We start from the raw sequence: 23,828 nt of genomic DNA, 5'->3' as shown, positions 1-23,828 counted from the left end.
TTGTAGTCGTGCCGGCCCTTGGTCTGGCGGGCAGTGTGGCCGTGGTGGTACACCAGCACGCAGTGCCGTAAGTCACCGCGACCAAGGTCATGGCGGGCATCCGTTCAGTCAGTGCGGCCTCCGCGCGGGGCGTAGGCACGCAGGAACAGGTCCACCACGCTGGCGACATGGGCTTGCGGGGAGTCGTCGCAGGGGCAGCAGCCGATGCCGAACACCGCCTGCGCGTGCGGCTCGCCCTTGAGCAGGGTGAAGAAATGGCCGGCGGCGCGGGCGGGGTCGGGGATGTCCAGTTCGCCGGCAGCAATGCGTTTTTCCAGCAGCGCCACGAAGGCCGCCTGCACGCGTTTCGGGCCGGCTTCCCAGACCATTTGCAGCAGGCCGCTGCCCGCCATCTGCGGGGAGCACAGGATGCGGTGGCCGGCGATCGACTCCGGCGCCATCACCATCGCGTGGAAGGCGTTGCCGATGGCGAGCAGGCGTTCCCGCAGCGGCACCCCGGGGGCGGGTTCGAACAACCGTGTCGGCATGCCCTGCTCGCAATGCGCGCGCACCGCTTCGGCAAACAGCCCGTCCTTGTCGCCGAAGTGGCTGTAGACGGTCAGTTTGGAGACCCCCGCAGCGGCGGCGACCTGGTCCATGCTGACCCGGTCGAACCCCTGCTGCACGAACAGCAGCTTGGCGGCGTCGAGGATCGCCGCGCGCTTGGCGGGGTCCTTCGGGCGGCCGGGGCTGGCGGGCTTGCGGGGCGGGGCGCTGCGGGGCATGGCGGAACACGGAAATGCCGGTGTGGCGAGCATACCATACCGGCCGGTTCAATTATTGCCTGCGTGCTGGCCCACGTGCCGACGGGGGGGTGCAAATGCGTACACTGGGCACGTATCCAGCAGGCGCGGACATGCCGGGCAAACAAGCGACAACGCGAAGCCGTGAGACGCCGCTGGCGGCGCTGGTGCGGCGTTGCCGGCGGTGGTTGGCCGCGGGCCTGCTGATGGCCGCCCCGGTGCTGGCGGCCGCCCCGGTGGATGCGCCGCAGGAAACCCCGCTGGCCCATTATTCGGTGACCCGTTGGGCGCTTGAGCAGGGCCTGCCGCACAACCAGGTCCATGACATCCGCCAAGGGGCGAACGGGTTCTTGTGGGTGGCCACCTGGGAGGGCGTGGCGCGCTTCGACGGGCGCGGGTTCCGGCCGTTGGGCAATGGCAGGGAGCGTGCGGCCAGACGGTTGCTGCGCGATGGCGACGACATGCTGGTGGGTGGCATCCAGACCGGGGTCTGGCGGTTTTCCGTGCGCGGGGTGGGGGTTGATGCCTGCCCGGCATATCCGCGGCTGGACGTGTGGGCGCTGGTGAAGGCTGTCGATGGGGGCATCTGGATTGCCGCCAGCGATGGCCTGTTCCGGTTGGAACGGGACGGCCGCTGCTTGCCGGTGACGGGCGCGGAGGGCCTGCGCCACCTGCCGCTGGTGGACGTGCTGGCCGACCCCGACGGCAGCCTGTGGTTGGCCAGCCGGCAGGGCTTGTATCGCTTCGCCCATGGCCGCCTGGCGCTGGCCGGCAACGCCCTCGGCTTGCCCATGGGCAGCGTGCGCAGCTTGCTGCGGGATCGTGCCGGCACGTTGTGGATCGCCGGGGAAGGCGGGCTGTGGCACGTGCAGGATGGGCAGTTGCAGAAGCTGCGCGAGGAGCGCAGCGAGGCCGTGCTGCAGGACCGCGACGGTGCGATCTGGGTGGCCACCGCTTCCGACGGCCTGCAACGCCTGCAACACGGCCGCTGGGATCGGCTGGATGCCGCGCAAGGCCTGATCGGGCGTGCCACCGGGGCATTGTTCGAGGACAACGAGGGGTTGCTCTGGATGGGCACCACCCACGGACTGTTCCGCATTTCCAATGACCCGGCCTGGGCCATCGGCGTGCGGCAGGGGCTGGCCAGCGATTACGTGCGCAGCGTGCTGCAGGATGGCCAAGGGCGGATCTGGATCGGCCAGGCCGACGGCTTGTCGCGCTGGCGGGACGGGCGCGCGGAGACGGTGTACCCGCGCCCCGGCGAAGCCGGTTCCACGGTGCTGTCGCTGGCGCGTGCCGGTGATGGCGGGCTCTGGGTCGGCACCTACGACCGCGGCGTGCTGCGCATCGCGGCGACGCAGGCGCTTGCACTGGACAATCCGATCCCCGTTGCCAGCCTGCAGGGGGCCAGCGTGCGGGCGTTGCTGGAAGACGCCGATGGCAGCCTGTGGGTGGGCAGTGAACGCGGGCTGTACCGTTGGCGGGAGGGCGTGCTGGCACGCGTGCCGGAGTTGCCGGTACGGGCGTTCCAGCGGCTGCCCGATGGCGGCCTGTGGGTGGGCTTCCAGGGCGGGTTGGCGGAAATCCGGGCCGACGGCCGCCCGCGCCTGCTGGTCCCCGAGCGCGACTTCCCGGCCACCAGCGTGTTCGATTTCCTGCGCGACCGCGACGGCACCCTGTGGATGGCCAGTGATGCCGGCGTGCTGCGCCTGCGCAATGGCCGTTTCACCGGCTATGGCCGGCAGCGCGGGGTGCCCGCCAATACGTTGTTCCGGGTCATCGACGATGGCTTCGGCAACCTCTGGTTCACCTGCTTCCGCGGCGTGTTCCGGGTCCCGCGTACGGCCTTCGCGCAGGTGGATGCCGGCCGTCGCGACGTGCTGGATCTGGAACTGTTCGGGCAGGACGATGGCATGCCCAGTCGGCAGGCCAATGGCGGCAGTGCGCCAGCGGGTTGGCACATGGCCGATGGCCGGCTCTGGGTCCCCACCGCTGCCGGCGTGGCGGTGTTCGACCCGGCCCGCAGCCGCCGCGAGCATGCGCGGAAAGTGCCGCTGGTGATCGACCAGGTGCAGGTGGATGGCAAGTCGCAGTCGCTGGTGGCCAGCCGGTTCCAGGTGCCGGCTGGCACGCGCGTGACGATCAGTTTTGCCGGCGCCAGCATGCGCCAGTCGCACAACCTCCGGTACCGCTACCGCATGCAGGGGTTCGACCGCGACTGGATCGAAGCCGGCGCAACCAGCGAGGCGTCCTATACCAACCTGCCCCCCGGCGACCTGCGTTTCGAGGTGCAGGTGGCGCGCGCGCCGGTCGACTGGGCCGCGCCCTCCGACATGGCGTGGGTGCAGTTTGTGGTGGAGGCCCCGTGGTGGCGGCACCCGGCGTGGCTGGCGCTGGCGGCCTTGCTGCTGCTGGCGGTACCGGCCGCCTTTTATGCCTGGCAGGGCCGGCAGCAACGCCGCCGGCAGGGGGAGCTGGAAGCGCTGGTGGCGCAACGCACCGAAGAGCTCAGCGACAAGAACCGGCAGTTGGAAGTGGCTGGCTGGCGGCTGGCATTCCAGGCCACCCACGACGAGTTGACCGGCCTGCCCAACCGCCGCGAGGGCGACCGCTTCCTGGCTGCGGCGGTCACCCAGGCGCAAGCGCAGGCGACGCCGCAACCCCTGGCGGTGGCATTGCTGGACATCGACCAATTCAAGCAGGTCAACGACCGCCACGGCCACGCTGCCGGTGACGCCGTGTTGCAGGTGTTCGGCGACATGCTGGCGGAGTTCGTGGCGGAATGGGGGGTGTTCGCGGCGCGCTTCGGTGGCGAGGAGTTCCTGCTGTGCATGGCGGAGATGGACGCACCGATGGCTGCGCGGCGCTTGCAGGAACTGCTGGCGCGCGTCCGTTCCCGCGCGGTGCTGCTGGACGATGGCGGGAGCCTGCACTGCACCTTCAGTGCCGGGGTGGCTGCCTGGCAACCGGGACAAAGCCCGCACGCGTTGCTGGCGGTGGCGGATGCGCGCCTGATGCAGGCCAAGCAGGACGGCCGCAATCGGGTGGTGGGCGACTGAGCCCGAGGGCATGCCATCGGTGCATGTGGAGGTGCTAGATTGCAGGCGTGGCCTTGGAACGGTCTGCCGTGTCTGGCGCCTGGGAGGCGTGTTGCGGGATGGGGGGGGCAGCAGCGGCAACCGGCACCGGCCGTGCGATGGCAGGTTCGGCCTTGCGTGGCTGCTGGTGGTGCTGGCGATGGCCGTGTCCCTGGCCTTGCCGGTGGCATGGGCGCAAGGCGGGCACCGCCATTACACCGTGACCGGCTGGTCGATGGAGGATGGCTTGCCGCATCCGCTGGTGCACGCGGTGGCGCAGGACCGCGATGGTTTCCTGTGGGCCGGCACCTGGGAAGGCGTGGTGCGTTTCAATGGCCGCAACTTCACCGTGTTCGACCGCCAGAACACCCCGGGGGTGGAATTGGCCGGCGTGTTCTGCATCTGGCCGGAAGCCGATGGCGGCGTGCTGTTCTGCACCGCCCGCGATGGCGTGTACCGCTACCGCGACGGGCACTGGCAGCCGCTGGGTGGCGAAGATGCCCGCCATTTGCAGGTGACCGCGCTGTTGCGTGATCGCCGGGATGGCGCGCTGTGGCTGGTGTCCGGCCAGCGGTTGCTGCGGCTGGATGCCGCCGGGCACCTGGCCGACATCGGTGCCAGCGGCGGATTGCCGGCGGGTGCGCCCACCGTGCTGGCGCAGGATGCCGATGGCACGCTGCTGGTCGGCGGCGAGTTCGGCCTTCGCCAGTTGCGGCAAGGGCGGTTCCTGCCGTGGGCGGCGTGGGCCGGCACGCTTGCGGTGCGGGACCTGCGCGACGATGGCGCCGGTGGCTGGCTGGTGGCCGGGGATGACGGCGTGCATTGGCGGCATGCCGATGGCCGCATCGAGCACATCAAACCCGGCCTGCGCGTGGAGGCGGTGGTGAAGGGGCCGCGCAACGGGCTATGGATGAACTTGTCCACCGGCGCGTTGCTGCACCTCGATGACACCGGGCAGCAACGCATGGCGATTCCCGGAGCCGTCAGCAAGGCGTTGCTGGTGGATCGCGAGGGCCTGATCTGGGCGGGCAGCACCGATGGCCTGTTCCGGGTGGCCGACGGTATCGCCAGTGGCATCACCCGGCGCGACGGGCTGGGCAGTGATTTCGTGCGCACCGTGTTGCAGGCCGACGACGGCACGTGGTGGATCGGTCATACCAACGGGCTGGATCGCTGGCGGCAGGGCAAGCTGGACACGGTGCGACTGGGAACGAATGCGGGGGTGCACGATACATCGGTGCTGTCGCTGGCCTGGCGCGACGGTGCGCTGTGGGTGGGGACCTACGATCTCGGCGTGTTCCGGCTGGACCGTCAGGGCAACGTGCTGGCGCACATCCGCATCGGGGACGGGCAGCAGCCGTTGGTGCGCGCGCTGTTGCCGGATGCCGATGGCGGGGTCTGGATCGGTGGCAGCCACGGACTGGTGCATGACCGCAACGGCCACCAGCGGCATTGGCTGCACGCGGGGGATGACGCCGCCACCGTGCAGGCGCTTTACCGTGACGCCGACGGCACGCTGTGGATCGGCACCGACAACGGCATGGCCATGCTGGATGCCGCCGGCACGTTGCGGCGCTGGTGGCCGGAACGGGACCTGCCGGTGCAGAACGTGTTCGACTTCTACCGTGCGCCTGCCGGTGACCTGTGGATCGCCACCGACCGCGGCCTGTTGCGGATGTTGCCGGATGGCCGCTTCCACCTCTACGACCACCGGGTCGGGATGCCGCGCGACAAGGTGTTCCGGATCATCGACGACCAGGCCGGAAACTTCTGGTTGTCCAGCAACATGGGGGTGTTCCGCATTCCCCGCGTCGAGTTCGACCAGCTGGATGCCGGCAGCCGCACGCGGCTGGCGGTGCATGTGGTGGACCACAGTGACGGCATGCCCGGCAGCCAATGCAATGGCGCCACCATGGCGGCGGGTTGGCGCACCCGCGAGGGCCGCCTGTTGTTCCCGACCTCGGCCGGGCTTGCGGTCATCGACCCCGGCAGCGGCAGTGGCTTGCAGCGCGCGCTGGGTCCGCCAGTGGCGTTGGAACGCATCCTCGTGGATGGCGTGCAGCAACCGGCAGGGCCGCGCCTGCAACTGCCGGCCGGGGCCAAGCGATTGTCGGTGGAATACGCCGGAATGAGTTTCCGGGCACCCGGCAAGCTGCGCTACCGCTACCGGCTGAAAGGCTTCGACCCGTATTGGGTGGATGCCGACAACACCACCAGCGCGGTCTACACCAGCTTGCCACCGGGGCAGTACACGCTGGAGGTGCAGGCGATGTCGCTGCCACTGGACTGGAGCCGGCAGGCGCAGGTGGGCCGCGTGCGCCTGCAGATCGAGGTGCAGCCGGCGGTGTGGCAGCGGACATCGGTACGGGCACTGGCGGCGGTGGTGCTGGTGGCCGGCATCCTGTTGCTGTGGTGGTTGCGCACCGCCCGTTTCCGCCGCAGCCAGCAGCGCCTGAACCGGATCATCGCGCAGCGCACGGAAGAGCTCAGCGACAAGAACCACCAGCTGGAAGTGGCCAGCTGGCGGCTGGCATTCCAGGCCACCCACGACGAGCTGACCGGCCTGCCGAACCGACGCGAAGGCGACCGTATCCTGTCCGATGCGGTGTCGCAGGCCGCGCAGCGGCCCTTGTCGGTGGCGCTGCTGGATATCGACCACTTCAAGCAGGTCAACGATGACCACGGCCATGCCGCCGGCGATGCCGTGCTCAGGGCGTTCGGCCAGGAGTTGGCCGGCTTCGCGGCGGAGTGGGGCCTGTTCGTGGCACGCTTCGGCGGCGAGGAATTCCTGCTGTGCATGGAAGAGGTGGCGCTGGACAACGCCGAGCGGCGCATGAGCGAATTGCTGCAACGCGTCCGTGACCATGCGGCATGGCTGGAGGAGGGGGGCACGTTGCGCTGCACCTTCAGCGCCGGGGTGGCCGAATGGCAGCCGGGCCAGAGCGCCCATGCACTGCTGGCGGTGGCCGATGCCCGCCTGTTGCAGGCCAAGCAGGCGGGCCGCAACCGGGTGATGGCGGGTGAGGGTCGTCAGTCCGCGTAGTGCCGCAGCAGTTGCGTGAACGCCCGTGCCGCCCGTGATGGCGTGCGGCCGGTGTGCGCCACCAGCCCCAGGTCGCGCGACAGCTTCACTCCGCGTACCGGCAGCACGCGCAGGCTGCGGTCCAGCAGGGTTTGCGGCAGCACGCTCCACGCCAGCCCCACGCTGGCCAGCATCTTGATGGTTTCCAGATAGTGTGTGGTCATCCGCAGGTGCAGCGGCAGGCCGCGCAGGGCGAAGGCTTCGGCAACGATGCGGTGGGTGAACGTGCCCGGATCGGGCAGCACCGCCGGGTGCGTGGACAAGTCAGTCAGCGCAAGCGTCTTGCGTTGCGCCAGCGGATGCGTGGCCGCCGCCACGAAGCACAGCGGGTCGTGCCACAGACGCGTGGCCTGCAAGGGCGGCGTGGCCGGGCCCAGTGTGGACAGGGCCAGCTCGCTGCGGCCGTGCAGCACTTCCTGCCAGGCTTGTTCCGAATCCAGGAAGCGCAGTTCCAGTTCCACTTGCGGATGGCGTTCACCGAACTTGCGCAGTACCGGCGGCAGCCGATGCAGGCCGATGTGGTGGCTGCACACCAGCCGCAGGCTGCCACCGATGTCCAGGTCCAGCTCGCGCAGGGCGCGCTGCGCGTGCTCGGCATCGGCCAGCAACTGGCGCGCGCGCGGCAGCAGCAGGTGGCCGGCCTCGGTTGGCAGGACGCGCCGGCCCAACCGGTCGAACAGCCGCGCGTCCAGCGACGCTTCCAGTTGGGCGATGCGTTTGCTCACCGCCGGCTGGGTGAGATGCAACTGCTCGGCGGCGGCGGAAAACCCGCCGTGCTCGGCCACGGCGACGAAGGCGGCGAGGTGGGCCAGTTCCATTTGCATTCCAGATGGGAATCGAATGAATGAAAAATATCCATTTGAGTCATCGAAGAAAAGCCGGCAGTCTGGCCGCAGGCAATGAAGCGGGATGGGCCGATGGCCGGCAGGACCCTGTACGACAAGCTGTGGGAGATGCACGAAGTGAGCCGCCGCGACGACGGCTCCTCGCTGCTCTACATCGACCGCCACATCCTCCACGAGGTGACTTCACCGCAGGCGTTCGGGGGCCTGCGGCTGGCGGGTCGCACGCCGTGGCGGGTCGGCGCCAACCTCGCCACGCCCGACCACAACGTGCCGACCACGCGGGCCGAGCGCGCCGGCGGGCTGGCCGCCATCGCCGACGAGATCTCGCGCACGCAGGTACGCACGCTGGACGAGAATTGCGCGGATTTCGGCATCCTCGAGTTCCCGATGGACGACCCGCGCCAGGGCATCGTCCACGTGGTCGGCCCGGAGCAGGGCGCCACGTTGCCGGGCATGACCGTGGTCTGCGGCGATTCGCACACCTCCACGCACGGCGCGTTCGGCGCGCTGGCGCATGGCATCGGCACCTCGGAGGTCGAGCACGTGCTGGCCACGCAATGCCTGGTCGCGCAGAAGATGAAGAACATGCGCGTGCGCGTCGAAGGCGAACTGCCGCCGGGCGTGACCGCCAAGGACATCGTGCTGGCGGTCATCGGCCGCATCGGCACCGCCGGCGGCACCGGCCATGCGCTGGAATTCGCCGGCAGCGCGATCCGCGCGCTGTCGATGGAAGGCCGCATGACCGTCTGCAACATGGCCATCGAGGCGGGCGCGCGGGTCGGCATGGTGGCGGTGGACGACACCACCATCGACTACGTGCGCGGCCGTCCGTTCGCGCCCACCGGCGCGCAATGGGATGCGGCGGTGGCGCTGTGGCGCACGCTGGTCTCCGACGAGGACGCGCGCTTCGATACCGACATCGAACTGCGCGCGGAACACATCCGCCCGCAGGTGAGCTGGGGCACCTCGCCGGAGATGGTGCTGGCGGTGGACGGCAACGTGCCCGATCCCGCGCGCGAGACCGACCCGGTGAAGAAGGATTCCATTACGCGCGCCCTGAAGTACATGGGCCTGCGCGCCAACCAGCCGATCACCGACATCCGGCTGGATCGCGTCTTCATCGGCTCCTGCACCAATGCGCGCATCGAGGACCTGCGTGCGGCGGCGGCGGTGGCGAAGGGCCGCAAGGTGGCGGCGACGGTGAAGCAGGCGCTGGTGGTGCCGGGCTCCGGCCTTGTGAAAGCGCAGGCCGAGCGCGAGGGGCTGGATCGCATCTTCCTCGACGCCGGCTTCGAGTGGCGCGAACCCGGCTGCTCGATGTGCCTGGCCATGAACCCCGACCGCCTGGAAAGCGGCGAACACTGCGCGTCCACCTCCAATCGCAATTTCGAGGGCCGCCAGGGCGCGGGCGGGCGCACCCATCTGGTCAGCCCGGCGATGGCAGCCGCCGCCGCCATCGCCGGCCACTTCATCGACGTGCGGGAGCTGCAATGATTCCGTTCACTACGCATACGGGCGTGGCGGTACCGCTGGATCGTGCCAACGTCGATACCGACCAGATCATCCCCAAGCAGTTCCTGAAGTCGATCAAACGCAGCGGCTTCGGCCCCAACCTGTTCGACGAATGGCGCTACCTCGACGTCGGCCAGCCGGGGCAGGACTGCTCGACGCGGCCGCTGAATCCGGACTTCGTGCTCAACCAGCCGCGCCATGCCGGCGCCAGCGTGCTGCTGGCGCGCGCCAACTTCGGCTGCGGCTCCAGCCGCGAGCACGCGCCGTGGGCGCTGGCCGAATACGGCATCCGCGCGATCATCGCGCCCAGCTTCGCCGACATCTTCTACAACAACAGCTTCAAGAACGGGCTGTTGCCGATCGTGCTGGAGGACGACGAAGTGGATGCGCTGTTCGCGCAGTGCGCGGCGACGGAGGGCTATGCGCTGGCCGTGGACCTGGTCGCGCAGACCGTCACCCGCCCCGATGGCGTGCAGTACCGCTTCGACGTCGATGCCTTCCGCAAGCATTGCCTGCTGCACGGGCTGGACGACATCGGCCTGACCCTGCAGCAGGCCGACGCCATCCGCGCCTTCGAGGCGCGCCATCGCGCGGCGCAGCCGTGGGTGTTCGCGCGCGGCTGAGCGCGCTCACTCAGGCGCAGCGGAGCGGGGATCGAGGCGCGACGAATGGGGTCTGAGGTCTTTTCGCTTCGCTGGAAAGACCCCCGACCCCATCTTCAAACAGTTCGCCTCAGTCGCGCAGCTCCATCACCTGGCAGGGCAGTTCCAACTGCTCCAGCACCGCCTCGGTCACGGCGCGGGTGCCAACGGCGCGCGCGCGGTCGCCGGCCAGGTCGGCGGTGAACGCGCCGTCTTCGAGCGCGCGCGATACCGCCAGCTCCACGCACTGCGCCTCGCCCTCCAGCCCCAGCGCATGGCGCAGCAGCATCGCCGCGCTGAGGATGGCGGCGCAGGGATTGGCGATGCCCTTGCCGGCGATGTCCGGCGCACTGCCGTGGATCGGCTCGAAGATCCCGCAGCTGCCGTCTCCAAGGGAAGCCGACGGCAGCAGCCCCAGCGAGCCGGCCAGCATCGAGGCTTCGTCGGTGAGGATGTCGCCGAACATGTTTTCGGTGACGATCACGTCGTATTCGCGCGGGCGCGCCAGCAAGTGCATCGCCATTGAATCCACCAACTGGTGTTCCAGCTGCACGTCCGGGAATTCCTCGTGGACGACGCGCGTCGCCACCTCGCGCCACAGCCGAGAGGTTTCCAGCACGTTGGCCTTGTCCACCGAGGTCAGCCTGCCGCTGCGCGCGCGCGCCAGCCGGGCGGCGTGGCGTACCACGCGTTCGATCTCGGCCACGCTGTAGCGGCACAGGTCGCTGGCATCGGTGTCGCTGCGGGTCTTGTCGCCGAAATAGATGCCGCCGGTGAGTTCGCGCACCACCAGCAGGTCCACGCCCTGCAGCAAGTGCGGTTTGATCGGCGATGCCGCCAGCGTGGCTGGATGCGGCGCCACCGGGCGCAGGTTGGCGTACAGGCCCAGCGCCTTGCGGATCGCCAGCAGTCCCTGTTCCGGGCGCACTTTTGCGCCGGGATCCGACCACTTCGGGCCACCCACCGCGCCCAGCAGGACGGCATCGGCGCGCTTGGCGGCCTGCAGGGTGGCCTCGGGCAGGGCCGTGCCGGTGGCGTCGATGGCGGCGCCGCCGATCAGGTGTTCGCTGAAGTCGAAGTCGTGGCCATAGCGCGCGGCCACCGCGCGCAGGACGGCAACGGCGGCGGCGGTGACTTCGGGGCCGATGCCGTCGCCGGGCAGGACAAGGATGTTGGCATTCATGAGGAAGTCCGGAAGAGGGGGTCAGGCGAAGGCGGCCACGCGCTGCATGGCATGGCTGCGCAGCACGCGGTTGGCCACGTCCAGCCAGGCGATGGCGGACGCTTCCAGCACGTCACGGCTGGTGCCCTGGCCGCTGTAGGTATCACCGCCGATGCGGGTGCTGAGGTTCGCTTCGCCACGGGCGTCGCGACCTATGCCCATGCTGTGCACTTCGTAGCTTTCCAGTTCGAAATCCACGCCGGTGGCACGCGCCAGCGCGGCGAACAAGGCGGCGATCGGGCCGTCGCCGCGGGCATCCTGCTTCACCCGGCGGTTGTCGGGGTCGGACAATTCGACATGCGCGCGGGTGTGCTGGCCTTCGTCGATCAGGCTCATCGCGGCAATGCGCCAGCCGCTATCGCCGTGGTCCCCGGCCACCAGCCGCAGCAGGTCGGCATCGCCGACCACGTGCTGGGTGTGGGTGAGGGTCTTGGCGGCGGCAATCACCTGGTCCAGGCGTGCATCGTCCAGCACATGGCCCAATGCGCGCAGGCGGTTGGCCATGGCGGCGCGGCCACTGTGGCGGCCCAGCACCAGCTGTGAATCCGGCCAGCCGATATCCTGCGGGCGCATGATTTCGTAGGTATCGCGGTTCTTCAGCATGCCGTGCTGGTGGATGCCGGATTCGTGCGCGAACGCGTTCAGGCCGACGATGGCCTTGTTGCGCTGCACCTGGATGCCGGTGATGCGCGAGAGCAGGCGCGAGGTGTCCAGCAGCTTCTGGGTGTGGATGCCGGTGTCGGCGTTGTACCAGCCGCCGCGCACCTTCAGTGCCATGACGAGTTCCTCCAGCGCGGCGTTGCCGGCGCGCTCGCCGATGCCGTTGATGGTGCACTCCACCTGGCGTGCGCCGCCTTCGATGGCGGCCAGCGAGTTGGCCACCGCCAGCCCCAGGTCGTTGTGGCAGTGGGCGCTGAACACCACGTCGTCGGCCCCCTGCACGTGTGCGCGCAGATGTCGGAACAAGGCGCGTATTTCATCGGGGGTGGCATAGCCCACGGTGTCGGGTACGTTCAGGGTGGTGGCCCCGGCGGCCACCGCGGCGTTGAACACCTCGACCAGGAAGTCCGGCTCGGTGCGGAACGCGTCTTCGGCGGAAAACTCGACATCGTCCACGTGTTTGCGCGCCAATGTGATACCCATGCGGGCGTGCTCGATCACCTGCTCGCGGGTCATGTTCAACTTGAACTGGCGATGCAGCGGGCTGGTGGAAATGAAGACGTGGATGCGCGGTGCGGCGGCACCGTCGAGTGCGCGCGCGCACGCGTCGATGTCGCCGGGATGGCAGCGTGCCAGCGCAGCGATGGTGGTGTCGCGCACCGCGCGGGCGATGCTGTGCACGGAATGGAAATCGGCCGGCGAGCTGCAGGGGAAACCGGCTTCGATGACGTCCACGCCCAACTCGGCCAGCGCGTGGGCGAAGGCGATTTTCTGCGCGCCACTCATGGTGAAGCCGGGGGATTGTTCACCGTCGCGCAGGCTGGTGTCGAAAATACGGATGTGGTTGTTGGATGCGTTCATGCAGGGAGCTCTTCTTTGAAGGTGGCGTGCGCTTTGTGCGGCGTGGGATGCGGGTGCGACAAGGAACTGGGCAAGCCGGCAGGCAGTGGAAGGGGTGTACCTGCCGGCGGCATAAGTCGCTCCTGCCTGCGTTGCCGCGGTTTGCGCGGCGGGCGCGGGCGCACGTCCTGCAGCAGCCCCGCCAGCACAGCTGCATCGAGATTGCCGCCGGAGACCACCGCGCACTTGCGCTTGGCGGCGACGCGCTTGCCCGCGGCCAGCGCCAGCGCGCCCGCGCCCTCGGCGATCAGGTGCTCCTCCAGTGCCAGCCGCACCAGCGTCTCGCGCAGCTCGGCTTCGCGCACGATGACCACGTCGTCCAGCAGCTCCGCCAGCACGCGGCGGGTCAGCGCGCCCGGGATCTTCACCTTCACGCCGTCGGCCAACGTGGCCACCGGTTCGATGATCCGGTCGTCGCCACGCAGCGCGCGCGCCATCGCATCGACGCCTTCCACTTGCGCGCCGATCACCCGCACGCCTTGTGTCTTCAGCGCCAGCGCAACGCCCGCTGCCAGCCCGCCGCCGCCGATCGGCACGATCACCGCGTCCGGCGACAGCGCGCTGGCGATTTCCAGGCCCACGGTGCCCTGCCCGGCGATCACGTCGGGGTCGTCGAAGGCGGACAGCAGCCGGTAGCCATGCTGCGCGGCCAGCTCGGCGGCGAAGGCCCTGGCTTCGTCGTAGCTGTCGCCGTGCAGGCGCACGGTGGCGCCCCAGTGGGCGACGCCGGCGATCTTGGTGGCCGGCGCGGTTTTCGGCATCACCGTGATCGCCTGCATGCCCAGCCGGTAGGCGGCCCAGGCCAGGCCCTGCGCGTGGTTGCCGGCGGAGGCGGCGATGGTGGGCCGCAGGTCGCCGCGTTCGCGCGCGGCCAGCAGCGCGTTCATCGCGCCGCGCACCTTGTACGAGCCGGTGCGCTGCAGGTTCTCGAGTTTCAACCAGCAGCCGGAGCGCTCGGCGTAGTGCAGCGGCGTCGGCCCGAGGTGGCGGCGCAGCCGCGCCTGCGCGGCCAGCACGTCGCTGGCGGTGGGTGCGCGAGGCGTGGTCGCATCCGTGTTCATGCTTCGCGTACGTCCACCGCCAGGCAGTCGTACAGCCCGGCCAGCTGGTGCCGCAGGCTTTCCGGTTCGCGGCTGCCTTCCACGGTCATGCGCAGGTGCCAGCGATCGCCGTCGTCCTGGGTTTCGCCATCGACGCTGACGGGCTGGAAGCCTCGGCGCTCGGCGGTGCCCAGCACGCGGGCCAGCGCGCCCTCGGCGCGGCGCAGGGTGAGATCAAGCTGGTAGCGCATGGGGCGTCTCCGTGGCGGTTCGGGCGGGCGCGACGACCGCGTCGTCGACGGCGGGATCGAGCATCTGCGCGTTGTTGCGGTTGGGCGGCACCAGCGGCCAGACATTGGCGGCGGTGTCGATGGCCACGTGCAGCAAGGCCGGGCCGTCGGCATCCAGCAGCGCCTGCAGCGCGGCATCGACGCCATCGGCGCGGTCCACGTGCAGGGCGGTGATGCCGAAGGCGGCGGCGACCGCGGCGAAGTCCGGGTTGTCGGACAGGTCGATCTCGGAATAACGCCGGTCGAAGAACAGTTCCTGCCACTGCCGGACCATGCCCAGCGCCTGGTTGTCCAGCAGCACGATCTTCACCGGCGAGCGGTAGCGCTTGAGCGTCGCCAGCTCCTGGATGTTCATCATGATCGAGCCGTCGCCGCTCACGCAGACCACCCGCGCATCGGGATGGGCCTCCTGCGCGCCCAGCGCCGCCGGCAGGCCGAAGCCCATCGCGCCGAGGCCGCCGGAGGTCAGGTGCTTGCGCGGATGGTCCAGGCGCCAGTGCTGCGCCACCCACATCTGGTGCTGGCCGACGTCGCAGGCCACGGTGGCATCCGGCGCCAGCTCCGACAGCCGCTTCAGCAGCATGGGCGCGTACACGCCGCTGCCGGGCGCGTCATAGCGCGGGGCGAACTGCTGCGCGCGCTGCCGGCACTGCGCGCGCCAGGCCTTGCGCGCGGCACCGTGGCGGCCGTGCAGGTGGGCGGCGCAGGCGAGTGTCAGCCGCGTCAGGGTGGTGGCGATGTCGCCGCGCACGCCGGCATCGGCGTGGCGCAGCTTGCCGATCTCGCAGGCGTCGATGTCCATGTGGACGACGCGCGCATGCGGCGCGAACTCGGCCAGCTTGCCGGTGGCGCGGTCGTCGAAGCGCGCGCCCACCACCACCAGCAGGTCGGCTTCCTGCACCGCCAGGTTGGCAGCGCGGCTGCCGTGCATGCCCAGCATGCCGAGGTTGAGCGGGTGCTGCGTCGGCAGTGCGCCGAGGCCCTTCAGGGTCAGCACGGCCGGGATCTGGGTGGCATCGACGAAGGTGCGGAACGCCTGGACGGCATCGCCCAGCACGATCCCACCGCCGCCGTACAGCACCGGCCGCTGCGCCTGCGCGATCAGCGCCAGCGCTTCGTGCAGGGAGGCGTCCTTGGGCGCTTCCGGCGCGTCGGTACCGGACGACATATGCGGCGGCAGGTGCGTGGCATCGGCGACCTGCACGTCCTTCGGCAGGTCGATCAGCACCGGGCCGGGGCGACCGCTGCGCGCCAGCCGGAACGCCTCGCCCACCATCAGCGGCAGGTCCTCGACGCGCCGGGCGATGAAGCTGTGCTTCACCATCGGCATCGTCATCCCGAACACGTCCAGCTCCTGGAACGCGTCCGTACCCATCAGGTGGGTGGGCACCTGTCCGGTGATGACCACCATCGGCACCGAGTCCAGCATCGCATCCGCGATGCCGGTGACCAGGTTGGACGCGCCGGGGCCGGAGGTGGCCACGCATACGCCGACGCGCCCGCTGGCCCGCGCATACCCGTTCGCCGCGAACGCCGCGCCCTGCTCGTGGCGGGGCAGCACGTGGCGCAGCCGGGGGGTGTCGTGCAGGGCGTCGTAGAACGGCATGATCGCGCCGCCCGGATAGCCGAACAGCGTGTCGACGCCTTCGGCCACCAACGCCTGCGCCAGCCAGCGGGCGCCGTTCATCACGCGGCCTCGGCTTGCTTGGCAGCCGGCTGCGGCGCGTTGGCCAGCCACTGCATGTTGGCGCGCAGCTTCCTGCCGGTGGCCTCGATCGGGTGCTCCAGGTCGGCCTGCTTCAGCGCCTTGTAGTTGGCATTGCCGGCCGCGTACTCGGCAATCCACTGGCGCGCGAAGGTGCCGTCCTGGATCTCGGTGAGCACCTTCTTCATCTGCGCGCGGGTATTGGCGTCCACCACGTAGTCGCCGCGGGTCAGCGCGCCGTACTGCGCGGTCTCGCTGATGAACTCGTGCATGCGGGTGATGCCGCCTTCGTAGAACAGGTCGACGATCAGCTTCAGTTCGTGCAGGCATTCGTAGTAGGCGACCTCGGGCTGGTAGCCGGCTTCGACCAGCGTTTCCCAACCCGCCTGCACCAGCCGCGTGGCGCCGCCGCACAGCACCGCCTGCTCGCCGAACAGGTCGGTTTCGGTTTCCTCCTTGAAGGTGGTCTTGATGGCGTTCTGGCGCGCGCCGCCGATGCCGGCGCAGTAGGTCATCGCCAGTTGCTCGGCCTGGCCGCTGCGGTCCTGGTGCACCGCATACACGGACGGCACGCCGCGGCCGATCTCGTATTCGCGGCGCACCAGCGCGCCCGGACCCTTGGGTGCGACCAGCACCACGTCGAGGTCGTCGCGCGGGGTGATCTGGCCGTAGTGGACGTTGAAGCCGTGCGCGAACAGCAGGCAGGCGCCCTGGTCGATGTTCGGCTCGATGACTTCGCCGTACAGCTGCGGCTGCACCATGTCGGGGGTGAGCACGGCGACGATCTGCGCGCCCTTCACCGCCTCGGCGGGGGTCTTGACGCTGAAGCCGTCGGCCTTCGCCTTGAATTCGGTCGGGCCGCCCGGGCGCAGGCCGATGGTGACGTCGAAGCCGGAGTCGCGCAGGTTGAGCGCATGTGCGCGGCCCTGGCTGCCGTAGCCGATGATGGCGATGCGGGGTTTGTTGCTGGTCATTGCGGTGGTTCCTGTCGGGAGGGGTTTGCGAAGGGCCCACAACGAAAAACCCCGCACCTTGCGGTGCGGGGTTCTGCGATTCGGGCGTTGGTTTGTTGCCTGTCTTACACGCCGGATCGTCCCGCACCTGTGGGCGAGGTAATAAGTACGAGGACGAGGAGGGACGCCGCCTTCGAGGCGGTCATCGGGGTCGGCGGTGGCATATGGCGCTGCAACATGGCTTCAGGTAAACATGATTCCGCAGTGCCTGTCAACTGTCCCGCACATGCCGTTTTCGCATGAGCGAAGGTTGCAAACGAAACCGCGCAAATGCAGCAGGATCAAGGCCTGCAGAGATGCCCGCACCCCCGCCACGGATCCCCCACGATGCCCGACTACCGTTCCAGGACTTCCACCCACGGTCGCAACATGGCCGGCGCGCGCGCGCTGTGGCGCGCCACCGGCATGGTCGATGCCGACTTCCACAAGCCGATCATCGCGATCGCCAATTCCTTCACCCAGTTCGTGCCCGGCCACGTGCACCTGAAGGATCTCGGCCAACTGGTCGCGCGCGAAGTCGAGCTCGCCGGCGGCGTCGCCAAGGAGTTCAACACGATCGCCGTGGATGACGGCATCGCGATGGGACACGACGGCATGCTGTATTCGCTGCCCTCGCGCGAAGTGATCGCCGATTCGGTCGAATACATGGCGAACGCGCACTGCGCCGACGCGCTGGTGTGCATCAGCAACTGCGACAAGATCACCCCCGGCATGCTGATGGCCGCGCTGCGGCTGGACATCCCCACGGTGTTCGTGTCCGGCGGGCCGATGGAAGCCGGCAAGACCGCGCTGGCGGATCAAAAACTCGATCTGGTCGACGCGATGGTGATGGCGGCCGATGCGGCGGTGAGCGACGAACAGGTGGCGGCGGTGGAGCGCAGCGCCTGCCCGACCTGCGGCTCGTGCAGCGGCATGTTCACCGCCAATTCGATGAACTGCCTGACCGAGGCACTGGGCCTGTCGCTGCCCGGCAACGGCACCACGCTGGCCACCCACGCCGACCGCGAGGCGCTGTTCAAGCGCGCCGGCCGGCTGATCGTCGAGTTGTGCCATCGCTGGTACGGCGGCGGGGACGCCAGCGCGCTGCCGCGCGGCATCGCCACCTTCGAAGCGTTCGAGAACGCGATGGCGCTGGACATCGCGATGGGCGGCTCCACCAACACCATCCTGCACCTGCTCGCCGCGGCGCAGGAAGCGGAGGTCGCCTTCGACCTGCGCGACATCGACCGGTTGTCGCGGCGCATTCCGCAGCTGTGCAAGGTGGCGCCGAACTCACCGAAGTACCACGTCGAGGACGTGCATCGCGCCGGCGGGATCATGGCGATCCTCGGCGAACTGGCACGCGGCGGCTTGCTGCACACGGGCGTGCCGACCGTGCACGCGAAGTCGCTGGGCGAGGCGATCGCGAAGTGGGACATCGCCTCTGTCGATGACGAAGCGGTGCGCACGTTCTACCGGGCCGGCCCGGCCGGCATCCCGACCCAGGTCGCCTTCAGCCAGTCCACCCGCTGGCCGACGCTGGATGCGGATCGCAGCGAAGGCTGCATCCGCGACTTGGCGCATGCGTATTCGCAGGAAGGTGGCCTCGCCGTGCTGTACGGCAACCTCGCGGCCGATGGCTGCGTGGTCAAGACCGCAGGCGTGGACGAGTCCATCCACGTGTTCGAGGGCCGCGCGCGCGTCTACGAGAGCCAGGACGCGGCGGTGGCCGCCATCCTTGGTGACGAGGTGCAGGCCGGCGACGTGGTGGTGATCCGCTACGAGGGCCCGAAGGGCGGGCCGGGCATGCAGGAAATGCTGTACCCGACCAGCTACCTCAAATCGAAAGGCCTCGGGAAAGCCTGCGCGCTGCTCACCGACGGGCGTTTCTCCGGCGGCACCTCGGGCCTGTCGATCGGCCACGTCTCGCCGGAAGCGGCGGCGGGCGGGGCGATCGCACTGGTCCACGATGGCGATCGCATCCGCATCGATATTCCCGCCCGCGGCATCGAACTGCTTGTTGCGGACGAGGAGCTTGCCGCCCGCCGTGCCGTGCAGGCCGCGCGGGGCTGGAAGCCCGCGCAGCCGCGCGCCCGCAAGGTCAGCGTGGCACTGAAGGCCTACGCCCTGCTGGCGACCAGCGCAGACAGGGGCGCGGTGCGCGACCGCGCGCTGCTGGAAGGCACCTGACGCGCGGCGTCAGAGCACCTGCGGCGGCTGCCTGCCGACGATCACCACGTCGGCCGGGCGGCGCGCGAACAGGCCCACGGCGACCACGCCGGGGATCTGGTTGAGTTCACGCTCCATCGCCACCGGATCGACGATGGCCAGGTTGTGCACGTCGAGGATGATGTTGCCGTTGTCGGTGGTGACGCCGTCGCGCCACACCGGCTGGCCGCCGGTCATGCGCAGGATTTCGCGGGCCACCAGGCTGCGCGCCATCGGGATCACTTCCACCGGCAGCGGGAACTTGCCCAGCACGTCCACCTGCTTGGAGGGGTCGATGATGCAAATGAAGCGCTCGCTGGCCTCGGCGATGATCTTCTCGCGGGTCAGCGCCGCGCCGCCGCCCTTGATCAGGTGCTTGCGCGGGTCGCATTCGTCGGCGCCGTCGACATACAGCGACAAGGTGCCGGCGGCGTTGAGGTCGATCACCTCGATGCCATGCGACTTCAGCCGCGCGGTGCTCTGCTCGGAGCTGGACACCGCGCCCTGGATGCGGTCCTTCCACGCCGCCAGCGCATCGATGAAATAGGCCACGGTGGAGCCGGTGCCGACGCCGACGATCATGCCGTCTTCGAGATAGTCGATGGCCTTTTCGGCGGCCAGTTTCTTCATGTCACTCATTGCGTCATTCCAGTGAGAGCAGCAGATGCCATTGCGCGTGGGTGACCGGGAACACCGACAGCCGGCTGCCACGCGCGGTGAGGGGAAAGCCTTCGCCGAGGGCATCGACGTGCCGGCGGATTTCCTCGAGCGCGATGCAACGCCCGAGCTTGCGTTCGAAGGCGACATCCACCAGGAACCAGCGCGGCGTTTCGCGGGTGGCCTTGGGGTCGAAATAGTGCGAGGTGGGGTCGAACTGGGTGTCGTCCGGATACGCATGGCTGGCCACGCGGGCCACGCCGACGATGCCCGGTATCTTGCAGTTGGAGTGATAGAACAGCACGCCATCCCCCACCCGCATGCCATCGCGCATGAAGTTGCGGGCTTGATAGTTGCGTACGCCGTTCCACGGTTCGGTACCGGCCCGTTCGAGATCGTCGATGGAGAACGCGTCGGGCTCCGACTTCATCATCCAGTAGCGCTTGCGCGTGCTCATGCGGACTCCTGTCCGGCGGGGTGGGCGAGGAAGGTGGCGTCTTCGCAGCAGACCGCATCCAGCCGCACGTCCCAGGCCGCGCGCGGCAGTGCGTCCACCCGCTGCGCCGCGAACGCCGCGCCGACCAGCCACGGCGGAGCGGGGCGGTCGTGGCGGAAGGCGAGGCTGCGGTCGTACCAGCCGCCGCCCATGCCCAGCCGGTGGCAGTCGGCGTCGAAGCCGACCAGCGGCATGACCAGCACCGCCATGTCCTCGGCGCGCAAGGCGCCGGCGGGGGTGACGTCCGGTTCGGGAATGCCGTAGCGGTTGGTGACCAGCGGGTCGCCGCTGCGCCACGGTGCGAACCGCAGGCTGCCGTCTTCATGCAGCAGCGGCAGGCAGTACACCAGCGATGCAGGCAGCCGCAGTTGCAGCGCGTGCAGGCCGATTTCGCCATCCATCGCCCAGTAACCGGCAACGTATCCCGAGCCGGGCAGGAACGGCAGTGCCAGCAGTCGATCGGCCAGCGTGTTGGCGGCGGCGATGCGATGCTGCGGCGGGAGGTTGCGGCGGTACTCGCGCAGTGACTTGCGCAGTGACTTGCGCAACGCGGCGCGGTCGTTGTGCGGGCTCACGCGCGGCGGGCTCGGGCGGCGGGAAGGAAATGTCTCCGCTGTGGCGATGCATGCGAAACGACCTTGAACCCGGGGTTCAAGTGGGAACGCGTGGTGGCCATCGGGCTTCCCGCTCGGGGCGGACTTGCACTCCCGGCAACCAGTGCGTCCCCGTGGTCGTCATTAAGGGACAAGGCGAATGTTGCGCACGCCGTCGCACACAGCAGAGGACGCGCGCAGTATAGCCGTTCGCGGCGCGGATGCGCAGGTGCGTGCAGGTTCCTGACGGGTGGTTCAGCCCAGTGCCAGCAAGGCTTCCAGCTTGCGGTTGGCTTCGTCCAGCAGCGTGAACGGGTCGCCGCCGCGCGTGGCAGGCGGGTGTTGTTGCTGCAACAGTTCGTGGGCCAGGTTCAGGGCGGTGAGCACGGCCAGGCGGTCGGGGGCCACCAGCTTGTTGCCGCCGCGCACTTCGCGCATGCGGGTATCCAGCATGCGTGCCGCAGCAGTCAGGCTGTCGCGTTCGGCATCGCCCACGCCGACGGTGTATTCGCGATCGAGGATGCGGACGGTGACCGGTTCGCTCATGTGTGCTGCTCCAGCGATTTGAGCCGGCTGATCATCGCCTCGACGCGGCTGCGCGCCTGTTCCTGCTTGGTCAGCAATTGCACGCGCTCACCGGCCATTTGCTCGACTTGCTGGCGCAGGCTGCGGTTTTCCTCATGCAGGCGTTGCATGCGGCCGGCCAGCAGATCCACCCGCGCCAGCAGCTTGTGCAATTCGCCATGCAGGTCGCGGTTGTCCATCCGCCCACCTTAGGCAGGCAGGGCACCGTGGTCAAGCTGCAGCGGGGCTGGCCCGGCGCGATCCTGGGCGTCCAGCAGGAAGCGCAGGCAGGCGTCGGCCCCCATCGGTCGTGCGATCCAGTAGCCCTGCGCGATGTCGCAGGCGTGGCGGCGCAGGAAATCCAGCTGGGCGGCGGTTTCCACGCCCTCGGCCACGGTGCGCAGACCCAGTGTGCGTGCCATCGCGATCACCGTGGTGGTGATGGTGGTGTCTTCCTGGTCGCCGGGGGTGGCGAGGCCGTCGATGAAGGCCTTGTCGATCTTCAGGGTGGTGATCGGCAGGCGGTGCAGGTAGGCAAGCGAGGAGTAGCCGGTGCCGAAGTCGTCCACCGCGATCGACACGCCGTGGTCGCGGAAGGCCTGCAGGCGTTCGCTGGCCAGCGCGGCATTGGCCATCAGCACGCTTTCGGTCAGCTCCAGCTCCAGCGCCGTGCTTGGCAGGGCGGTGTCGGCGAGGATGCCGGCCACGCTGTGCGAAAGCTCGCCACGCAGCAATTGCACTGCGGATACGTTGACCGACATCGCCAGGCGCGGGTCGAGGCCGGCGCTGCGCCAACTGGCCAGCGTGCGGCAGGCCTGTGCCAACACCCAGTGGCCGATCGCCACGATGCTGCCGCTGTCCTCGGCCAGCGGGATGAATTGCTGGGGCGGCACTTCGCCGAATTCGGGACTGTCCCAGCGCAACAATGCCTCGACCGCGGCAAAGCGGTTGTCGGCCAGTGCCAGTTGCGGCTGGAACACCAGCCGCAGCTCGCCGCGTTCCACCGCGCGCCGCAGGCCGGCCACCATCCCGGCGCGGCGGCGGATGTCGCCTTCCATCTCCGGGGCGTAGCGCATGAAGGCGTGCTTGCCGGTGCCCTTGGCGCGGTACATCGCGGTATCCGCGTGCTTGAGCAGGTCGGTGGGGACCAGGGCGTGCTCGGGGAACAGGCTGATGCCGATCGACGGCGAGATGGTGAAGTCGCGGCGGTCGTCCAGCGCCAGCGGGGCATCGAAGGCATCGAGGATGGCGCGCGCCAAGGCATCCGCTTCGGCCGGGTCGCCGAGATTTTCCAGCAGGATCGCGAACTCGTCACCGCTGATGCGGGCCACCGTGCACGCCGTCCCGGCCACGTCCTGCAGGCGCTGTGCGGTGGCCCGCAGCACGCGGTCGCCGGTGGCGTGGCCCAGCGAGTCGTTGATGTCCTTGAAATTGTCGAGATCGAGGAACAGCAGTGCCAGGCGGCGGCCGTGCCGGCGCGCCTGCACGATGGCATGCGACAGGCGTTCGGCCAGCAGGGTGCGGTTGGGCAGGTTGGTCAGCGGGTCGAAGTTGGCCAGATAGCGCAGTTCCTGCTCGATCCGCCGGCGCTCGGTGATGTCGCTGGTGACCAGCACGTACAGGCGCTGCTGGGTGCCCGGGTCTTCGATCGCGTTGCATTGCATCGCGCACAGGAACTCCCGCCCGTCCTTGCGCCGTTGCCACATTTCGCCGGTCCAGCTGCTGCGCGCCAGGATCTGCTGGCGGGCCTGCTGGTGGAATTCCGCCGGATGGCGGCTGCCGTTGAGCAGGGCGGCATCCCTGCCGATCACCTCATCCCCGTCGTAGCCGCTCATCTGGCTGAAGGCGGGGTTGACCGCGACGAAATGGAAATCAGCGTCCAGCACCACCACCGACTCGGCCATGTTGCGCAGCACTTCCCCGGCGATCTGGCGCTGGCTTTCCAGTTCGCGCAGGGCATCGATGTTGCGTGCGGTACCGGCGATGCGGGTGACCCGGCCATTGGCATCGTGGCCCACCGCGCGGCCGCGCACGCGCACCCATTGCCACTGCCCGTCGTCGCCGCGCATGCGGTGCTCGGAGCGGAAAATCGGTGATTTGCCGTGCAGGTAGGCGCGCAGCTGCGCCAGCGTCCGTGGCAGGTCTTCCGGATGGATCTGCGGGCCGTGGTCCAGGCCGAAATGGGCGACGAGGTCGTTGGTCTTGTCCGGGGAGACTTGGGTTCTTTCCAGCTCGCGGCGGCGCAGGTCGTACTGCCAATACAGTTCGTTGGAAGCCCACAGTGACAGTCGCAACCGTTGGTCGTGTTCACGCAGTGCCTTGAGGTGGGCTTGCTGGTCGCGCACGCGACGCTGGTGGCTGGCGATGGCCAGCCATGCCAGCAGCAGCACCAGCAGCGCCAGCAGCAGGACCAGCCAGTGGTCTCCCGGTGTGCCGAGATCGGCGGCCAGCGCCGGCAGCGGGGCCAGCAGCATGCTGCCGCCCAGGGCCCGGTTGCCGGAAGAGTGATGGCGCGCCATGGTGCCGAGTGTAGGCTCCGGGGTGCGGATGCAACAAGCCGCA

General features: G+C 69.3%; 19 protein-coding genes and 1 other RNA gene. 5 read left to right on the top strand and 15 right to left on the bottom strand.

What is annotated here, in order from left to right; all coding sequences use genetic code 11:
- Positions 1 to 104 precede the first annotated feature (104 nt).
- Positions 105 to 764 carry a TetR/AcrR family transcriptional regulator gene (locus ACE3OK_RS08310; protein ID WP_374249073.1) on the bottom strand — a complete coding sequence of 220 codons (660 nt, stop codon included), beginning with the start codon at positions 762 to 764 and terminating at the stop codon, positions 105 to 107.
- A gap of 131 nt (positions 765 to 895) precedes the next feature.
- On the opposite strand from ACE3OK_RS08310, the gene ACE3OK_RS08305 reads away from it, so the two are divergent.
- Positions 896 to 3,841 (top strand): two-component regulator propeller domain-containing protein, encoded by a 2,946-nt coding sequence (locus tag ACE3OK_RS08305; protein WP_374249072.1) that lies wholly within the window; start codon positions 896 to 898, stop codon positions 3,839 to 3,841.
- A 178-nt stretch (positions 3,842 to 4,019) separates the two neighbouring features.
- A complete protein-coding gene (locus ACE3OK_RS08300; protein WP_374249071.1) occupies positions 4,020 to 6,902 on the top strand; it encodes a diguanylate cyclase domain-containing protein in 2,883 nt (960 codons plus the stop codon).
- Here the strand turns inward: ACE3OK_RS08300 and ACE3OK_RS08295 are convergent.
- Positions 6,890 to 7,759 carry a LysR family transcriptional regulator gene (locus tag ACE3OK_RS08295; RefSeq protein ID WP_374249070.1) on the bottom strand — a complete coding sequence of 290 codons (870 nt, stop codon included), beginning with the start codon at positions 7,757 to 7,759 and terminating at the stop codon, positions 6,890 to 6,892. The genes ACE3OK_RS08300 and ACE3OK_RS08295 overlap by 13 nt on opposite strands.
- Positions 7,760 to 7,858: 99 nt before the next feature.
- Between ACE3OK_RS08295 and leuC the strand changes: the two genes are divergently transcribed.
- Both leuC and leuD read left to right on the top strand, forming a co-directional pair.
- A complete protein-coding gene (gene leuC / locus ACE3OK_RS08290; RefSeq protein ID WP_374249069.1) occupies positions 7,859 to 9,280 on the top strand; it encodes a 3-isopropylmalate dehydratase large subunit in 1,422 nt (473 codons plus the stop codon).
- Positions 9,277 to 9,921, top strand: coding sequence for a 3-isopropylmalate dehydratase small subunit (gene leuD / locus ACE3OK_RS08285; protein WP_374249068.1), 645 nt, complete (start codon positions 9,277 to 9,279; stop codon positions 9,919 to 9,921). The genes leuC and leuD overlap by 4 nt, the downstream gene beginning before the upstream one ends.
- A gap of 109 nt (positions 9,922 to 10,030) precedes the next feature.
- On the opposite strand, the gene leuB is transcribed toward leuD, so the two are convergent.
- The 6 genes from leuB to ilvC are packed head-to-tail and all read right to left on the bottom strand — an operon-like array spanning position 10,031 to position 16,730.
- Positions 10,031 to 11,122 (bottom strand): 3-isopropylmalate dehydrogenase, encoded by a 1,092-nt coding sequence (gene leuB / locus ACE3OK_RS08280; protein ID WP_374249067.1) that lies wholly within the window; start codon positions 11,120 to 11,122, stop codon positions 10,031 to 10,033.
- 21 nt (positions 11,123 to 11,143) lie between these two features.
- Positions 11,144 to 12,682: a 2-isopropylmalate synthase gene (locus tag ACE3OK_RS08275; protein WP_374249066.1), complete on the bottom strand. Its 1,539-nt coding sequence runs from the start codon at positions 12,680 to 12,682 to the stop codon at positions 11,144 to 11,146.
- Positions 12,679 to 13,782, bottom strand: a complete 1,104-nt coding sequence (locus ACE3OK_RS08270) for a threonine dehydratase (protein ID WP_374249065.1) — start codon at positions 13,780 to 13,782, stop codon at positions 12,679 to 12,681. Before ACE3OK_RS08270 ends, ACE3OK_RS08275 begins: the two co-directional genes overlap by 4 nt.
- Positions 13,779 to 14,012 (bottom strand): ACT domain-containing protein, encoded by a 234-nt coding sequence (locus ACE3OK_RS08265; protein ID WP_374249064.1) that lies wholly within the window; start codon positions 14,010 to 14,012, stop codon positions 13,779 to 13,781. Before ACE3OK_RS08265 ends, ACE3OK_RS08270 begins: the two co-directional genes overlap by 4 nt.
- The gene (gene ilvG / locus ACE3OK_RS08260) at positions 13,996 to 15,738 is read right to left on the bottom strand and encodes an acetolactate synthase 2 catalytic subunit (protein WP_374249063.1); all 1,743 of its coding nucleotides are present in this window, start codon (positions 15,736 to 15,738) and stop codon (positions 13,996 to 13,998) included. The genes ACE3OK_RS08265 and ilvG overlap by 17 nt, the downstream gene beginning before the upstream one ends.
- Positions 15,738 to 16,730: a ketol-acid reductoisomerase gene (ilvC, locus tag ACE3OK_RS08255; RefSeq protein WP_374249062.1), complete on the bottom strand. Its 993-nt coding sequence runs from the start codon at positions 16,728 to 16,730 to the stop codon at positions 15,738 to 15,740. The genes ilvG and ilvC overlap by 1 nt, the downstream gene beginning before the upstream one ends.
- A 366-nt stretch (positions 16,731 to 17,096) precedes the next feature.
- Between ilvC and ilvD the strand changes: the two genes are divergently transcribed.
- Positions 17,097 to 18,938 (top strand): dihydroxy-acid dehydratase, encoded by a 1,842-nt coding sequence (ilvD, locus tag ACE3OK_RS08250; protein WP_374249061.1) that lies wholly within the window; start codon positions 17,097 to 17,099, stop codon positions 18,936 to 18,938.
- A 9-nt stretch (positions 18,939 to 18,947) separates the two neighbouring features.
- On the opposite strand, the gene rpiA is transcribed toward ilvD, so the two are convergent.
- From rpiA to ACE3OK_RS08215, 7 genes are all read right to left on the bottom strand, one after another.
- Positions 18,948 to 19,595, bottom strand: a complete 648-nt coding sequence (rpiA, locus tag ACE3OK_RS08245) for a ribose-5-phosphate isomerase RpiA (RefSeq protein ID WP_374249060.1) — start codon at positions 19,593 to 19,595, stop codon at positions 18,948 to 18,950.
- A gap of 4 nt (positions 19,596 to 19,599) precedes the next feature.
- Entirely contained in the window at positions 19,600 to 20,070 is a 471-nt protein-coding gene (locus ACE3OK_RS08240; protein ID WP_374249059.1) for an EVE domain-containing protein, read from the bottom strand.
- Positions 20,067 to 20,684 (bottom strand): 5-formyltetrahydrofolate cyclo-ligase, encoded by a 618-nt coding sequence (locus ACE3OK_RS08235; RefSeq protein WP_374249058.1) that lies wholly within the window; start codon positions 20,682 to 20,684, stop codon positions 20,067 to 20,069. Before ACE3OK_RS08235 ends, ACE3OK_RS08240 begins: the two co-directional genes overlap by 4 nt.
- A gap of 29 nt (positions 20,685 to 20,713) precedes the next feature.
- A non-coding RNA gene (gene ssrS / locus ACE3OK_RS08230) (6S RNA) lies at positions 20,714 to 20,896 on the bottom strand.
- Positions 20,897 to 20,957: 61 nt separating this feature from the next.
- Positions 20,958 to 21,248 (bottom strand): cell division protein ZapA, encoded by a 291-nt coding sequence (locus ACE3OK_RS08225; protein WP_374249057.1) that lies wholly within the window; start codon positions 21,246 to 21,248, stop codon positions 20,958 to 20,960.
- On the bottom strand, positions 21,245 to 21,466 hold the full coding sequence (locus tag ACE3OK_RS08220; protein ID WP_374249056.1) for a TIGR02449 family protein: 222 nt from the start codon (positions 21,464 to 21,466) through the stop codon (positions 21,245 to 21,247). Before ACE3OK_RS08220 ends, ACE3OK_RS08225 begins: the two co-directional genes overlap by 4 nt.
- Positions 21,467 to 21,475: 9 nt before the next feature.
- Positions 21,476 to 23,785 carry a putative bifunctional diguanylate cyclase/phosphodiesterase gene (locus ACE3OK_RS08215; protein ID WP_374249055.1) on the bottom strand — a complete coding sequence of 770 codons (2,310 nt, stop codon included), beginning with the start codon at positions 23,783 to 23,785 and terminating at the stop codon, positions 21,476 to 21,478.
- Positions 23,786 to 23,828 lie beyond the last annotated feature (43 nt).

The organism is Thermomonas sp., from assembly GCF_041905325.1.
In the GTDB taxonomy this organism is placed as follows: Bacteria; Pseudomonadota; Gammaproteobacteria; order Xanthomonadales; family Xanthomonadaceae; genus Thermomonas.
Note: the sequence above shows the minus strand (reverse complement) of the source record. Positions and strands in the feature narration are given on the sequence as shown.

Coding starts and splice junctions, on each gene's coding strand:
- ACE3OK_RS08300 (WP_374249071.1), top strand. CDS start 4,020: ATGGCCGTGTCCCTGGCCTTGCCGGTGGCATGGGCGCAAGGCGGGCAC.
- ACE3OK_RS08305 (WP_374249072.1), top strand. CDS start 896: ATGCCGGGCAAACAAGCGACAACGCGAAGCCGTGAGACGCCGCTGGCG.
- ACE3OK_RS08265 (WP_374249064.1), bottom strand. CDS start 14,012: ATGCGCTACCAGCTTGATCTCACCCTGCGCCGCGCCGAGGGCGCGCTG.
- ACE3OK_RS08295 (WP_374249070.1), bottom strand. CDS start 7,759: ATGGAACTGGCCCACCTCGCCGCCTTCGTCGCCGTGGCCGAGCACGGC.
- ACE3OK_RS08225 (WP_374249057.1), bottom strand. CDS start 21,248: ATGAGCGAACCGGTCACCGTCCGCATCCTCGATCGCGAATACACCGTC.
- leuD (WP_374249068.1), top strand. CDS start 9,277: ATGATTCCGTTCACTACGCATACGGGCGTGGCGGTACCGCTGGATCGT.
- ACE3OK_RS08275 (WP_374249066.1), bottom strand. CDS start 12,682: ATGAACGCATCCAACAACCACATCCGTATTTTCGACACCAGCCTGCGC.
- ACE3OK_RS08220 (WP_374249056.1), bottom strand. CDS start 21,466: ATGGACAACCGCGACCTGCATGGCGAATTGCACAAGCTGCTGGCGCGG.
- leuC (WP_374249069.1), top strand. CDS start 7,859: ATGGCCGGCAGGACCCTGTACGACAAGCTGTGGGAGATGCACGAAGTG.
- ilvC (WP_374249062.1), bottom strand. CDS start 16,730: ATGACCAGCAACAAACCCCGCATCGCCATCATCGGCTACGGCAGCCAG.
- ACE3OK_RS08310 (WP_374249073.1), bottom strand. CDS start 764: ATGCCCCGCAGCGCCCCGCCCCGCAAGCCCGCCAGCCCCGGCCGCCCG.
- ilvG (WP_374249063.1), bottom strand. CDS start 15,738: ATGAACGGCGCCCGCTGGCTGGCGCAGGCGTTGGTGGCCGAAGGCGTC.
- rpiA (WP_374249060.1), bottom strand. CDS start 19,595: ATGAGTGACATGAAGAAACTGGCCGCCGAAAAGGCCATCGACTATCTC.
- leuB (WP_374249067.1), bottom strand. CDS start 11,122: ATGAATGCCAACATCCTTGTCCTGCCCGGCGACGGCATCGGCCCCGAA.
- ACE3OK_RS08240 (WP_374249059.1), bottom strand. CDS start 20,070: ATGAGCACGCGCAAGCGCTACTGGATGATGAAGTCGGAGCCCGACGCG.
- ACE3OK_RS08270 (WP_374249065.1), bottom strand. CDS start 13,782: ATGAACACGGATGCGACCACGCCTCGCGCACCCACCGCCAGCGACGTG.
- ACE3OK_RS08215 (WP_374249055.1), bottom strand. CDS start 23,785: ATGGCGCGCCATCACTCTTCCGGCAACCGGGCCCTGGGCGGCAGCATG.
- ilvD (WP_374249061.1), top strand. CDS start 17,097: ATGCCCGACTACCGTTCCAGGACTTCCACCCACGGTCGCAACATGGCC.